13 protein-coding genes and 1 tRNA gene are annotated in these 14344 nt (G+C 53.8%); 7 read left to right on the forward strand and 7 right to left on the reverse strand.

Features of this window, described 5'->3' with window-relative positions; genetic code table 11:
• Positions 1–9: 9 nt before the first annotated feature.
• A tRNA-Asp gene (locus Q334_RS0112775) sits at positions 10–86 on the reverse strand.
• A gap of 289 nt (positions 87–375) precedes the next feature.
• On the opposite strand from Q334_RS0112775, the gene Q334_RS0112780 reads away from it, so the two are divergent.
• Complete coding sequence (locus tag Q334_RS0112780; protein WP_027313553.1) at positions 376–939, forward strand: YajG family lipoprotein; 564 nt, start codon at positions 376–378, stop codon at positions 937–939.
• Positions 940–1016: 77 nt separating this feature from the next.
• Here the strand turns inward: Q334_RS0112780 and msrB are convergent, their stop codons facing one another.
• A complete protein-coding gene (msrB, locus tag Q334_RS0112785; protein WP_035461601.1) occupies positions 1017–1427 on the reverse strand; it encodes a peptide-methionine (R)-S-oxide reductase MsrB in 411 nt (136 codons plus the stop codon).
• Positions 1428–1716: 289 nt separating this feature from the next.
• Here msrB and Q334_RS0112795 point away from each other — a divergent pair, with 289 nt between their 5' ends.
• Positions 1717–2931: a pyridoxal phosphate-dependent aminotransferase gene (locus Q334_RS0112795; RefSeq protein WP_027313555.1), complete on the forward strand. Its 1215-nt coding sequence runs from the start codon at positions 1717–1719 to the stop codon at positions 2929–2931.
• 1 nt (position 2932) lies between these two features.
• On the opposite strand, the gene Q334_RS0112800 is transcribed toward Q334_RS0112795, so the two are convergent.
• Positions 2933–3748, reverse strand: coding sequence for a hypothetical protein (locus Q334_RS0112800; RefSeq protein WP_027313556.1), 816 nt, complete (start codon positions 3746–3748; stop codon positions 2933–2935).
• Between the two features lie 205 nt (positions 3749–3953).
• Between Q334_RS0112800 and htpX the strand changes: the two genes are divergently transcribed.
• A complete protein-coding gene (gene htpX / locus Q334_RS0112805) occupies positions 3954–4850 on the forward strand; it encodes a protease HtpX (protein ID WP_027313557.1) in 897 nt (298 codons plus the stop codon).
• 88 nt (positions 4851–4938) lie between these two features.
• On the opposite strand, the gene Q334_RS0112810 is transcribed toward htpX, so the two are convergent.
• The 4 genes from Q334_RS0112810 to Q334_RS0112825 are packed head-to-tail and all read right to left on the reverse strand — an operon-like array spanning position 4939 to position 9656.
• Positions 4939–6069, reverse strand: a complete 1131-nt coding sequence (locus Q334_RS0112810) for an alpha/beta hydrolase (protein WP_027313558.1) — start codon at positions 6067–6069, stop codon at positions 4939–4941.
• Positions 6070–6072: 3 nt separating this feature from the next.
• Positions 6073–8433, reverse strand: coding sequence for a PqiB family protein (locus Q334_RS19085; protein ID WP_051527783.1), 2361 nt, complete (start codon positions 8431–8433; stop codon positions 6073–6075).
• The gene (locus tag Q334_RS0112820) at positions 8426–9061 is read right to left on the reverse strand and encodes a paraquat-inducible protein A (RefSeq protein ID WP_035461603.1); all 636 of its coding nucleotides are present in this window, start codon (positions 9059–9061) and stop codon (positions 8426–8428) included. Before Q334_RS0112820 ends, Q334_RS19085 begins: the two co-directional genes overlap by 8 nt.
• On the reverse strand, positions 9054–9656 hold the full coding sequence (locus Q334_RS0112825) for a paraquat-inducible protein A (protein WP_162157433.1): 603 nt from the start codon (positions 9654–9656) through the stop codon (positions 9054–9056). Before Q334_RS0112825 ends, Q334_RS0112820 begins: the two co-directional genes overlap by 8 nt.
• 395 nt (positions 9657–10051) lie before the next feature.
• On the opposite strand from Q334_RS0112825, the gene Q334_RS0112830 reads away from it, so the two are divergent.
• The 4 genes from Q334_RS0112830 (at position 10052) to Q334_RS0112845 (ending at position 14304) form a co-directional block, all read left to right on the forward strand.
• Entirely contained in the window at positions 10052–11068 is a 1017-nt protein-coding gene (locus Q334_RS0112830; RefSeq protein WP_027313561.1) for an amino acid ABC transporter substrate-binding protein, read from the forward strand.
• A gap of 140 nt (positions 11069–11208) precedes the next feature.
• On the forward strand, positions 11209–12414 hold the full coding sequence (locus Q334_RS0112835) for an amino acid ABC transporter permease (protein WP_081414451.1): 1206 nt from the start codon (positions 11209–11211) through the stop codon (positions 12412–12414).
• A 1-nt stretch (position 12415) separates the two neighbouring features.
• The gene (locus tag Q334_RS0112840; protein WP_027313563.1) at positions 12416–13513 is read left to right on the forward strand and encodes an amino acid ABC transporter permease; all 1098 of its coding nucleotides are present in this window, start codon (positions 12416–12418) and stop codon (positions 13511–13513) included.
• A 26-nt stretch (positions 13514–13539) separates the two neighbouring features.
• Positions 13540–14304 carry an amino acid ABC transporter ATP-binding protein gene (locus tag Q334_RS0112845; protein ID WP_027313564.1) on the forward strand — a complete coding sequence of 255 codons (765 nt, stop codon included), beginning with the start codon at positions 13540–13542 and terminating at the stop codon, positions 14302–14304.
• Positions 14305–14344: the final 40 nt, after the last annotated feature.

Genomic DNA, 14344 nt, shown 5'->3' on the forward strand with positions numbered 1-14344 from the left:
CCGAACAAGTGGCGGAGCGGACGGGGCTCGAACCCGCGACCTCCGGCGTGACAGGCCGGCATTCTAACCGACTGAACTACCGCTCCACTCGCCAACACCACCGTACAACTTTATCGGCAGCGCCGTTGACGTGGGTGCGCATTTTACGCATTTCCTAAGTGTTGTCAAACAGTTAAATCACTTTTTTCTTTTCCGGTTAGATCAAGCCAATCTGCTCTAAATAGCGCCAAGCCCCTTCTTTTTGATTTTTGACACCCTTTCTAGAGAAGGCCTGCTTTACAAAGATGAGGAGGACTGCAGATATTGCTAAAGAGCACCGCTGGGCTTAATGTGCACTCAATTTCCACGACTCCATGATGAAGCTAAGGAGACACTATGCGTTCGGCTTTGTTTGCAGCTGCACTGTCGCTGACCCTGGCTGGGTGCGCACTCAGCCCGCAAAGCATTACTCTGGCCCCCACGATTCAACCTGGCCAGTTTGCCGCCCAGGGTCAAATCGTTAGCATCCAGGTAGAAGATCGCCGCCCCTCACCTATTATCGGCACCCGTGGCGGCGTTTATCCCAAGACCAGCACGCTGTCACTCAACAACAATCTGAATACTACCCTTAGCAATAGCCTGGCCCGCACCATGCAACAAATGGGTTTCCGGATTGCGCCCCCCGGACAGGGTGACGCCAACCTGACCGTTATCATTGATCAGCTTACCTATGATAGCGGCGTGAAGAATCTGCTCACTACCGTTGATCTAGCCACCTCAGTACGAGTAGTTGCCAGCCGGAGCAACTATAACTACACCGGACGCTATCAGAGTGAGAAACACCACGAGTTTGTGCGCAAACCCAATGAAGAGACTAACCAGCAGATTATTAACGAGCTATTCTCTGAAACCCTCAGCCGCGCTTTCCGCGATCCCAAGCTGATTCAAGCACTGCAGTAATACACTGCGTAGGTTGCTAGTAATAAAGGGGCTGCGGCCCCTTTTGTGTTACTGCACCCAGTGGTATCGCTTACTGATCAGACCTCAACAGCCACAAATTTCAGCGCTGCCGAATTGATACTAAAACGCAAGCCTGTCGGTGGCGGCCCATCTTCAAACAAGTGCCCCAAATGCGCTTGGCAACGTGCACAAACCACCTGGGTACGAACCACATCGCCGCGTTCATCCAAGCGGGTTTTAATGGCCCGCTGATGCAGCGGTGCCCAAAAACTTGGCCAGCCCTGCCCAGACAAATACTTTTGTTCTGAAGAAAATAACGCGCCATTACAGCAGACACAGTGATAGCAACCTACCTGATCATGGAAATAATAACGCCCGCTGAAAGGTGGCTCCGTTTGCGCCTGACGGCAAATACGATATTGATCTGGCGTTAAGCGCTCGCGCCATTGCGCTTCATCCAGACTCTTAAGTTCGATGACTAACTGCATATGGGGTCCTCCTTCACCGTCGTTATTGTGTTTATCCAGGATTGATTAGTGCGGGAGTCCAAACAAAGGAGGGCTCTCCCCCTCTCTTTGCAACACCTTTACTAAGGAGTGACAACAGATGCCACGTCTGCTCGATGCGGCCCCTTGCAACCCTGAACAGGCTGCGTATGATGGTTTGCTCGCCGCTGACCAGACACAACTAGACCTGCACTCATCTGCAAGCCATTGGTTGTTCATAAGGTTAATATCCACCCAGTTCAAGCATTCCTTTTAAGAGAGCAGGGTTGCCATGCCAGTCATTCGCAAGTCCCACAAGTTAATTAATGTTTGTTATGACATTCGCGGTCCCGTCATGCAGGAAGCCAAACGCCTGGAAGACGAAGGCCAGCGCATTATTAAGCTTAATATTGGCAACCCCGCCCCTTTCGGGTTTGATGCTCCGGAAGAAATCATCACCGACGTGATCCACAACCTGCCTAACTCCCAGGGTTACTGTGAATCCAAAGGACTCTACTCCGCACGCAAGGCAGTCATGCAAAGCTGTCAGCAAAAACAGATTCCCGGAGTGGGCATTGAGGATATCTATCTCGGCAATGGCGTGAGCGAACTGATTGTGATGGCCATGCAGGCCCTGCTCAATGACAACGATGAGATGCTGATTCCGGCCCCCGACTATCCACTCTGGACCGCCGCCGTCACCCTGTCTGGCGGCCATGCCGTGCATTATCGTTGTGACGAAAGCAATAACTGGGAACCGGATCTGGAAGACATCGAGCGCAAGATCAGCCCTCGCACCCGTGGCATTGTGGTCATCAACCCCAACAACCCCACCGGCGCGCTCTATTCCAAAGACACCCTGCTTGGCATTACCGAACTGGCGCGCAAACACGACCTGATTCTGTTTGCCGATGAAATCTATGATCGCATCCTGTTTGATGAGGCCGAACATACTCCCCTCGCCTCCTTGAGCGAAGATGTGTTCTGCCTAACCTTCAACGGCTTATCCAAAACCTATCGTGCAGCAGGCTTCCGCTCTGGCTGGATGGTACTCACCGGCCCCAAACATAAAGCCCGTGACTATATTGAAGGGTTAGACATGCTGGCCTCTATGCGTCTCTGTGCCAACGTGCCAGCCCAGCATGCTATTCAGACCGCATTGGGCGGTTATCAGAGCATTAATGACCTGATTATTCCCGGTGGGCGCCTGCGCGAGCAACGCGATATCGCCTATGAAAAACTTAACGCCATTCCCGGGGTGAGCTGCACCAAACCGCAGGGTGCCCTTTATTTGTTCCCACGCCTGGATCCTGAGCGCTACCCCATTCGCAACGATGAGAAGATGGCACTTGATCTACTGCAACAAGAGAAAGTGCTCATCGTCCAAGGCAGTGGCTTTAACATGCCCGATACCCAGCATTTCCGTCTGGTATTCCTGCCCCACCGTGAGGTATTGGAAGAAGCCATTGACCGTATTGCCCGCTTCCTGCAAACCTACGAGCAATAATTCAGGGCTCATAACCAAGCAGCAGGGCCAAACGGTCCTGTTGCTTAAAAATATGACGTAAGCGAAAGTCTGGACCTTCCGTTTCCACCCAATTGACCATCCCTTCTGTCACCCAACTGGCCCGACACTGCAAAATCAGGCTGGCATCAGGGACTAATGTCGTTTCCAGGCGGCGTAAATGACGGCTCAGCCAGGTTCGCGGATTCGCCAACTCATCCGGCACCGTTAACACCGCCGCATCGAACTCCCAATCCTTGGGTAAACGCCCCCAACAATGCTCCGTATCTGCCTCGAGCAGAGCCCATTGATCCTGGCGCCACTGCAGTGCCCGGCGCGCCCTCTGCCAATGGTTTTGCACCTTAGCCGCGGGACTAACACTCAACACCTTCATCCCTTGCTTGAGCAAAACACTGGGCAAAAAGGCATCCACCGGCTGCAAGCACAAACAGGCAGTGGCTGACAGCTGCGCCACCCACTGCGGCGCCAGAGCCCAGTTCAGCGGGTCGCCCCCTAGCAGACCTGCCTCTGCATCCGGCTCCAACCAAAGATACTGCCCCGCCAGGGCATAGCAGTTCGCACTTAACTGCCCTCGTTGCCACAAACGCCTGCTTGTTTGAATACTGCAATAACGTCCACTGGCCACTAACAAGCGAGCCACTTCCGCCGGTACCTGTTCAGCCCGGCTCAGCATGCCCCAACAGGCCAACGGGGTTTGCACCAAACGCAAGCAGGCCTCTCCCACCTGTAACAATACATACTGATGCGGCGGCTGTTGCTGTAACCACTGTGCAGCCTGTCGCCAGGATGAAAACTCCATGCCACTCCATCTCACCGGACAAGGACATCCACCAACCTTCTCCCCCTTCGGAGCAAACGGCTGGCAACCAGATAAAGCGCGCATCCTAACGGAGGGCTACGACTTACTTCAAGCAGGAAACATATTGATAAAGCGCGCCCCTTGCATCCCAACCGGCTCGCCCTATCTTAGACAGCATTCCCCCTTTGTTTGAGGTGATGCGTTTATGATGCGAATTCTGCTTTTCCTAGCAACCAACCTGGCAGTGATGGTGGTCGCAGGGATAGTGCTTAATCTACTCGGTGTGGGCTCCATTCTGCAGGCCAACGGAGTTGATCTGAATCTCGCCAACCTCCTGGTTTTCTGTGCGGTATTCGGCTTTGCCGGTTCTTTTATCTCGCTCTTTTTGTCCAAAACCATGGCCAAAATGGGCACCCGCACTCAAATTATTGAAACTCCTCGCAGTGCGCATGAGAAATGGCTGCTGGATACGGTGGCAGAACTGTCGCAGAAAGCCGGGATCAAAATGCCTGAAGTCGGTATTTTCCCTGCCCAGGAAGCTAATGCCTTTGCCACTGGCTGGAACAAAAATGATGCCCTGGTAGCGGTGAGTGAAGGTCTCTTGACCCGCTTCCGTCCCGAAGAGGTGCGTGCTGTTTTGGCCCACGAAATTGGCCACGTTGCCAATGGTGACATGGTCACTCTGACCCTGGTACAGGGCGTGGTAAATACCTTCGTTATGTTCTTTGCCCGCATCATTGGCCACACCGTTGACCGCTTTCTCAGCAGTAACGATGAAGAAAACAGCGGCGGCCACGGCATTGCCTACTTTGTCACCACCCTGATTATGGAAATTCTGTTCGGCATCCTGGCCTCCTTTGTGGTGGCGTGGTTCTCACGTCGACGTGAATACCGTGCCGACGAAGCAGGTGCCCGTCTGGCCAGTAAGGACGCCATGATCAGCGCCCTGCAACGCTTGAAAGCAGAGTACGAAATGCCTTCCAGCATGCCCGATCAACTGGTTGCCTTTGGTATTCGCGGAGGCTTAAAAGGTGGCCTCGCTGCCCTGATGGCCAGCCACCCTCCCCTGGATGAACGCATCCAGGCCCTGCGCCAGCTGTAACCCCTTCAACCGCCCTTCGGGGCGGTTTTTCTTTGGCAGTACAAGCGACTCTCAAAAGCTGCACTCCCCACCACACCGCTCTACGACGTTACTGCGGCTGCTGCAGAATAAACTGCTCCACCGCCTCCATCATCGGCTCAAAGTAGGGATTAAACATTAATCGTGCGGCTTGGTGCTGCTCCATTCCCTCCATCCCTTCTTCGCCATACCAGGGGGTCTCTGTTTCCATACAGGATTGATAAGCCGGCGTTTGCCAATGAGATAAGCAGTTGCGGTAATCCCCCTGCACACCATAGTGGGGATGTTGCGCGGAATTAGTCAGCCCCAGATGGGAGATCCCCAAAATCCGTGCCTGTTCATCATACCCAGGCCAGTGTTTCAGGGTGGCAGGCCCCTGATAAGGCTCAGGCAGTTCACCATACCAATGCAACTGAGCATCAAACTGCCCCATCCGGCTGAACTGTTGCCAGAGATACTGACTATCAATGGTGCCATCATCCGCACTAGCCACCACCAGTACAGGCTTACCAAAACTATCATGGCGTTGTAACAGAGCACGAGAGGCCTTCGCCAGGTGATGATACTGGCGTACAGCATTCAGACTTAAGCTGGCATACTTGCCGTAATCCAACTCAGGCTGCTGCCCCAACCAGTCCATAAAAGGATGCAGCCAATCCGTTAACCACAACATGGAGCTGCTTGCCTTCCAGGCCGGAGCCCATAGCAGCAATCCCGGCACCCGAGGATGCTCCAGCCCCTCCAGTGTTGCCAGCACTCCCCCCATGGAAAAACCGCCCAGATAGACCTGCTCATGCAGAACTAGCATGTTTTCCAACTGTTCACGCACCTGCTGACGCCAGGTGTCCGCTTGCACATCAAAACAGGCTTGCGGCACTGAACCATGACACTCCAGCAGCAGTACCCGCACATGCACGCCCTGCGCCCCTAAACGCTCCGCTACCGAACGCAACATAGCAGGAGAGTCAGTCAGACCATGTACCAGCAGTAATGCATGGGGCGATTCCGGCGGCCCCACTTCAAAGGGCATCACAGCCTCAATTGCCTGCTCTGCAGAGACACCCGCAAAGGCCGGCTTGGTCGCTTGCAAACGCTCCCTGGTCTGTTGTTGATACTCGCCAAAGGTAGGCGCCGCCACGCTCTGAGGAACCCAACTGGCGAGAGCCAGCGCCACAACCGTATGAATAACCGCCACTTTCACGTTTTACTCCTTTACCAGCGCCACTTCAGCCTTATCCTCCTGCGCAGCAGGGGGTGAGAGTCCGAGGGTGTCACCAGGCAGGTCTATCTGCGGACGCCACTGTAACCAAGTCGGCTCCGCTTCTTTATGAAGATTAAAGTAAGCACCCGATGGCGCCTTCGCTGCCAACTCGGGAGGTGTGGCAAAGGCAATTCCCCCTGCCAGGATGGTCTCCAAGGACTGGGTACGAATGGTGGCACCTTTAAACAGGCCAAAGTCCACCCCTATGCCGCTGATATTCCAAAAACGACTGTTCTGCCGCACCAGGTTAGCGTAGCGCGGCTCAATTAAGACCTCGATCAAGACATCCTGAGCAGTGTGTGACAAGGCGGTGCGCACCACCTTGCCGACCTGTACACCACGATAGTAAACACCCTCACCGGCCTTATGGGAGCCTAGCTCCGCTGACACCAGCACCAGACGCAAGCCTTGCTCTTTTTCCACCACGGGAGGTTGGGCTAAGCCAATAAAGGTTTTGGCTGCCTCTCCCCGTCCCGGCAGGACGCGAATATAGGCTCCACTCACCAGGGTATCCAACCCCTGCACGCCACTGAGTGCCACTTCTGGCTTCACCACCCAGAAGCGACTGCCCTCGACCGCCAGGCTGTAGGCCTCAGGCTGTAGCAGCACCTCTACCAGCACGCCAGCCCAGTTTTGCAAGGGTTGAATGGCGGTAACCTCGCCCATTTTCAGCCCTTGCCAACGCAGTTCTGCGCCGGGCTGCAACCCCTGGGCATCATCCCAGCGAATCTGCACATAACGACCACGGCGCAAAGCAACCCGTTCGTTGTCATAGAGGATAAATTCCGTACTGGGTTTAGCCTTCGCCGTTTTCGCATCTTCAAGGTAATCAAAAGCGATGCCACCGCTGATTAATGACAACAGCGACTGGGTTTCCAGCTTAATGCCACTTAACCCCCCACTAAGCTGAATACCACTGGCATGCCAAAAACGCGCAGCGGTATTGACCAAGTGGCTGTAGGCCGGGCGAATATTGACCTCAATCAGGATTTGCTCATGGTCATCACTGAGTTGGTAGCCCAATACCTTACCCACTTCGATCCGACGGAAGTACACCGGCGAACCCGCCGACACCGAACCCAACGAGCGGGCTTTTAGCGTCAGAGTCAGGCCATCTTCCACCTGATCCAAATTAGGCCCTTCAGCCAATGCCTGAAACTCCCGGGCAGGCTCCCCTTCTCCAGGCTCCAGAGCGATGTACTGTCCCTTGAGCAAGGTGTCGAGCCCCGATAGGCCGGCCAGACTGATACTTGGTTTCACCAACCAAAAACGTGTTCCGGTATTGAGCAGCGCCTTCGCCCGGGGATCAAATAACACCTTGGCAGCCACTTCACTGAGGTCCTCGCTGAGGCTGACATCCTGCACCGTTCCTAAGGTAATGCCGCGATATACCACCGGAGTCGAACCCGCCACCAACCCCTCTGCACTCTGGAATCGGATTTGCACCGGCACCCCAGCCTCAGCACTGGCATAGTCCTCATAGAGGGTAAAAACACTGCCATTCGGCACCGGTGTTTGTGCCTGCTCATCCGGGGTATAAAAAGCGATACCCCCCACCAATAAGGTCGCCAGGGACTCGGTGCGTACGTTGAAGCCGCCCAAACCGCCCCGAATACTGATGCCACTGGCATTCCAGAAGCGGGTTGAGGGGCTAACCAGGCGATCATAGGGAGCGGGGATATACACATCCAACTCCACACTGGTGAAGTTATCCGCCAGGCGGTACTCCTGTACCGAACCCACTTTGATTTGCTTGTAATAGATCGGTGCACCAGGAGAGAGGGACCCCAAAGAGCGCGCCTTCAGCGTCAGGTGCAAACCGGGTTCAGTCACATCCACCGGCGGTGGCTGTAAATCCGCTTCAAATTCACGGGCAAAACTGCCATCACCGGGACGAATAGCAATATAGTTGCCGGACACCAAGGTATCTAATCCGGTAATTCCATCCAAAGAAATACGCGGCTTAACTAACCAAAAACGCGAGCCATGGCGCAACGCCCCTTCGGCACTGCGCTCCACATTGATATGTGCATCTACCCAGGACAAATCATCGGCAAACTCCAGGCGCTCAAGCACACCTATGCGCAAACCTTTATAACGCAACTCGGTTTTACCTATTTCCAGCCCTTGGCCATTCTGGAAGCGCACCACAATGCCAATGCCAGCCTCGCTGTAACTACGCCATAACAGCCAGATACCAATTGCCAGGGCTAACAGCGGCAAAAACCAAACCATGGACCAACGCTTGCGTCTACGTACCAGGGCCTGGGTTACCCCTGCGGTTGGCTGCTGCCCTTCACTCATCTCGCCACTCCTTATCCCACAACAGACGGGGGTCAAAACTCATCGCCGCCAACATGGTTAATACCACCACCAACCCAAATGCCAATGCGGCAGGGCCGGCTTCAATCTTGGCAATTGCCCCTAAATCCACCAAAGCCACTAAGATGGCGATGACAAACAAGTCCAACATCGACCAGCGCCCCACTATCTCCACCAACCGATAGATGACCGTGCACTGCTTGGCCGTTAACCCCACCTGCCCCTGCACCCCCAACAGCAACATCGCCAACCCCACCAGCTTTAATAGGGGTACCGCCACACTGGCAACAAAGACTACCAGAGCAATACCATACATTTGATGCTGCACCAGGGTGATCACCCCCTCCATGATGGTGCTCGGATCGCCGCGACCTAAACTGGTCACCGTCATCATCGGATAGAGATTAGCCGGGAAGAAGCAAATAAAGGCCGCCAGTATAAGAGCCCAGGTACGCTCCAGACTATGGGGCTTACGCAAATGTAAGCGCGCACCACAGCGAGGGCAGAATTGCGGCATCGCCAGAGTATCCTGCTCAGCCAGCTGACACACCTTATGACAACGGCGGCACCCCGCTAAGCCCAGATCGATGCCACGTGCAACCTTAGTCATCAAGAGCCTCCAGACGTTGCCATATTTCATGGGGATCACAGGTCAGGCCAATCAACAGCGCCACCAATAACATCGCCGCGAAGGTATACAAACCTAAACCAATGTGAATCTGTGCCATATCAAGCAACTTCACCATCGACACCAGAATGCTGATCATATACACCTCCAGCATTCCCCAATCCCGCAGCCAGTACCAAGCCGCAAATAAAGTACGCACGCCCCAACGCTGCTTTAACAGCAACAACAGCGAAACTTGAAACAAAATCCAGAGTTCTAATAAAGGCACCAGCATACTGCACAGCAACACCAGTCCTGCAGCCACCCAAGCACCATTCTGATAAAGCGCCAATACGGCTTCCCATAATGTCACCTGACGATGTTGCCCCATCACATCCATGCTCAATAAAGGCAACAGATTGGCCGGCACATATAACAGCAATCCAGCCAGGGCCAAGGCTAGTGTCTGTCGCAATGTATCTGGACGCGCGCTGGCCAAATGTGCGCCACAATGAGGACAAAAGGCGTCCTGCCCTGGCTGCAGCTCGGGCAAATCCACCAATGCATCACACTCATGGCATAACAACGCCTCATGCACCTGCTTGCTCTCCCAGCCAAAAGAAAATGCTCTGTAAAGAATCATCAACGGCAACGAGAGGTGACACCCTGCTTCTAACCAGTGCAAAAGTGTTACCTGTTACCCCATCCACCATCCTAGGCGTTCTTCGCTAGACCATAAACTGTTATTTTGCAAGAGTATTTGCCCACCTACTCTAAATGGCGTCATGCCTCGTCAAAATAACGCCGTTACAGGGGATTTAGTGCCTTATACCACCAAAGTAGAACAGCAGTGCGCCCTTCTCCTCCCCTTCGAATCATTAAATTTTCGACAGTCTAAGATTAGGCACGCTTATTGCTACATCCTAGCCGCGAGATCGTCACATGTCGTGACTATCCCCCAAACCAGTGATAGATAGACCGAGGACAAGTAACATGAAAAAAATCGGTTCTGTGGCTGCAGCCGCTGCGGTGGCGCTGTCAATGTCTGCTCAGGCTCAGGCTGGCACCCTGGATTCCGTGAAAGAGCGCGGTTTCCTGCAGTGTGGTGTGAGCACCGGCCTGCCCGGCTTCTCCACTCCTGATGACAAAGGAAACTGGCAGGGCCTGGACGTTGACGTTTGCCGCGCCGTGGCCGCTGCCGCACTGGGCGACGCCAGCAAGGTAAAATACATCCCGCTGAACGCCAAAGAGCGTTTCACCGCGCTGCAGTCTGGCGAGGTGGACATGCTGTCCCGTAACACCACCTGGACCATCACCCGTGACAACTCTCTGGGTCTGAACTTCGCCGGTGTGAACTACTATGATGGCCAAGGCTTCATGGTTTCCAACAAACTGGGCGTAAGCAGTGCGCTGGAACTGGATGGTGCCACCTTCTGTATCCAAGCAGGTACCACCACTGAGTTGAACCTGGCTGACTATTTCCGCCTTAACAACATGACTTACCAGCCTGTTGTATTCGATACCTCTGACCAAACTGTACAGGGCTTCGAAGCAGGCCGTTGCGACGTACTGACCTCTGACCAATCTCAGCTGTACGCACTGCGTATCAAACTGGCTGACCCCTCCAGCGCATCCGTATTGCCTGAAGTTATCTCCAAGGAGCCTCTGGGCCCCGTGGTACGCCAAGGTGACGATGTGTGGTTCAACCTGGTTCGTTGGTCACTGTTTGCACAGATCAACGCCGAAGAAATGGGTCTGACTGCTGCTAACATCGATGAAATGTCCAATGGCGACGATCCCAACGTGAAGCGCTTCGTTGGTAAAGAAGGTGATTTCGGTACCGCAATGGGCGTACCTGCTGACTGGGCTTACCAGATCGTTAAGCAGGTTGGTAACTACGGCGAGATGTTTGAGCGTAACGTAGGTACTGGTTCTCCTCTGGGTATTGCACGTGGTCTGAATGCTCTGTGGAGCAAAGGCGGCCTGCAGTACGCTCCTCCTCTGCGTTAATCCGGAGTTAGGGTTCTACCCTCGAGAAAAAGACCTGGACGGGTGCCCCTCGCACCCAACCAGGCTCGGAGCCCGTAACTACCCTGGTGAGCAGGTCACTGCTCACCCTTTCCTCAAGCTTGTTTTCAGGAGGTTTGCGAATGTCTGATGCCAACCAGCCTCAGGCCACCGCAGCTAGCATGCCCAGCAAGAAGACGCACATCTGGAATGATCCAGAAAAACGTGCGCTGTTTTTCCAGGCGTTGCTGATCATTGCTGTCGGAGGGTTTATTTGGTGGATTGTAAACAACACCCTCACTAACTTAGAGCAACGTGGTATCACCACAGGTTTTGCTTTTCTCTCCCAACCTGCTGGTTTTGGAATACTCCAGTCACTGATTCCTTTTACTGAAACCGATAGCTATGGACGCACCTTCGTAGTCGGTCTGCTCAATACCCTGTTAGTCTCCGGACTGGGTATTGCCTTAGCGACTATTCTCGGTTTCATTATCGGCGTAGCCCGACTCTCGCCTAACTGGCTGGTGTCTCGGATTGCCGCTGCCTATATCGAGATTTTCCGTAATATTCCGCTGCTATTGCAGATTTTCTTTTGGTACTTTGCCGTACTACGTGCCTTGCCCAACCCGCGTAACAGTATTGAGTTCCTGCCCAATACTTTCCTTAATATTCGCGGCATCTACACCCCTGCACCGGTGTTTGAAGACGGCTTTGGCATGGTGGTCGTAGCCCTGTTCATTGCCATCGCAGCTTGCGTCGCACTGGTACGCTGGGCCCATAAGCGCCAAGATGAAACCGGTCAGATTTTCCCGGTATTCTCCACCTCCCTGGCCTTGATTATTGGCCTGCCGCTGCTGACTTACTGGTTAATGGGCAGCCCAATGAGCGTGGACTACCCCGAACTGAAGGGCTTTAACTTCCGTGGTGGGATCACCATCATCCCAGAGCTGCTGGCCCTGTTAATGGCACTGACCATTTACACCGCTGCGTTTATTGCCGAGATCGTGCGCTCCGGCATCCAAGCCATTCACCATGGTCAGAGTGAAGCTGCCCACGCCCTGGGTCTTCCCCACAGCCGCACTCTGCGTCTGGTTATCGTTCCCCAGGCGATGCGTGTCATCATTCCACCGTTAACCAGTCAGTACCTTAACCTGACCAAAAACTCCTCATTGGCCACCGCCATCGGCTACCCCGATCTGGTCTCGGTCTTTGCCGGCACCACCCTTAACCAGACCGGTCAGGCCGTTGAAATCATCTTTATGACCATGGCCGTCTATCTGTTCATCAGCCTCTCGATCTCGATGTTTATGAACTGGTTCAATAACCGTATGGCACTGGTGGAGCGTTGATATGGAAAAGTTTCAGCCCTTACCTAGCCTGCCAGCACCCATTGCCTCAACAGGACTGATTGGCTGGCTACGCACCAACCTATTTTCCAGCCCGGTCAACAGTGTCATCACTCTGGTGACCCTGTACTTGCTGGTCTCCGCGTTGATTCCAACGATTCAGTGGGCCTTTATCAATGCCGACTGGTTCGGTGAAGACCGTAGCGCCTGCACCAGCGGTGGTGCTTGCTGGGTATTTATCACCGTCCGCTTTAACCAGTTTATCTATGGCTTTTATCCGGAGTCCGAATACTGGCGGGTAAACTGGATGTTCTTCATCATGTTCGTCAGCCTGTTGTGGTTAATGATCCCCAACTTACCCTGGAAGAAATGGGTCGCCACCTTCACTCTGGTAGTGTTCCCGGTCATTGCTTTCTTCCTGCTGTATGGCGGTGCCTTTGGCCTCAAAGTTGTAGAGACCCACAAATGGGGTGGCCTGATGCTGACGCTGGTATTGGCAATGGTAGGCATTGTTGCCTCCCTGCCAATCGGTGTGTTGCTGGCCCTGGGTCGTCGCTCCGAGATGCCTATCGTTAAAAGCTTCTGCGTGGTCTTCATTGAAGTCTGGCGCGGCGTACCCTTGATTACCGTGCTCTTTATGGCTTCGGTCATGCTGCCCCTGTTTGTTCCTGCGGAGCTAAGTTTTGACAAACTGCTGCGGGCGCTGATTGGTATCACCATGTTCCAGTCTGCCTACATGGCAGAAGTGGTACGCGGCGGCTTACAGGCTATTCCCAAAGGCCAATATGAAGCTGCAGCGGCACTGGGACTGGGCTACTGGCGCATGATGTCGATGATTATTCTGCCTCAAGCCCTGAAGCTGATGATTCCTGGCATCGTCAACACCTTTATTGCCCTGTTCAAAGATACCAGTCTGGTATTGATTATCGGCCTCTTTGACCTGTTGGCTATCGTTCAGGCAGCGCTGACCGATCCCAAGTGGCTGGGCTTTGCCACCGAAGGCTACGTGTTTGTTGGCTTCATGTTCTGGGCATTCTGCTTCGGCATGTCCCGTTACAGCCAACACCTCGAACGTAAGCTGCACACTGGCCACAAGCGTTAACCGTACCTGATTTCGGAGAGCTGAATATGTCTCAGAGCACCCTGACCGTATCCGATAAGTTGATGATTCAACTGAAAAACGTAAACAAGTGGTACGGCAACTTCCACGTACTGAAAAACATCAACCTGGACGTTAAAAAAGGCGAACGTATCGTTATCTGCGGCCCTTCAGGCTCAGGTAAGTCCACTATGATTCGCTGCATTAACCGTTTGGAAGAGCACCACCAGGGCGACATTATTGTCAATAACGTCACCCTCAGTAATGACCTGAAGAACATCGAAGCGATCCGCCGCGATGTTGGCATGGTGTTCCAGCACTTCAACCTGTTCCCTCATCTGACCGTGCTGGAAAACTGCTGCCTGGCCCCTATTTGGGTGAAAAAGATCCCCCGCAAAGAGGCTGAAGCCATCGCCATGCGCTACCTGGAAAAGGTCAAAATCCCTGATCAGGCGTTGAAATACCCCGGCCAATTATCCGGTGGTCAGCAGCAGCGTGTTGCCATTGCTCGTGCGTTATGCATGAACCCTGACGTCATGCTGTTTGACGAGCCTACCTCTGCCCTCGACCCCGAAATGGTGAAAGAGGTATTGGATACTATGATCAGCCTGGCTGAATCCGGTATGACGATGCTCTGCGTCACCCACGAGATGGGCTTTGCCAAATCCGTTGCTAACCGGGTGATCTTTATGGATGGCGGACAGATTATCGAGGAAAACGATCCGAACAACTTCTTCGATAATCCGCAAAACGAACGTACTCAGTTGTTCCTGAGCCAGATTCTGCATCACTGATGCAGAAGTGGGGAAGGTCTGGGTTGGTTAGCCCTCCCCC

The sequence above is a fragment of the Balneatrix alpica DSM 16621 genome (genome assembly GCF_000619885.1).
GTDB lineage: Bacteria > Pseudomonadota > Gammaproteobacteria > Pseudomonadales > Balneatricaceae > Balneatrix > Balneatrix alpica.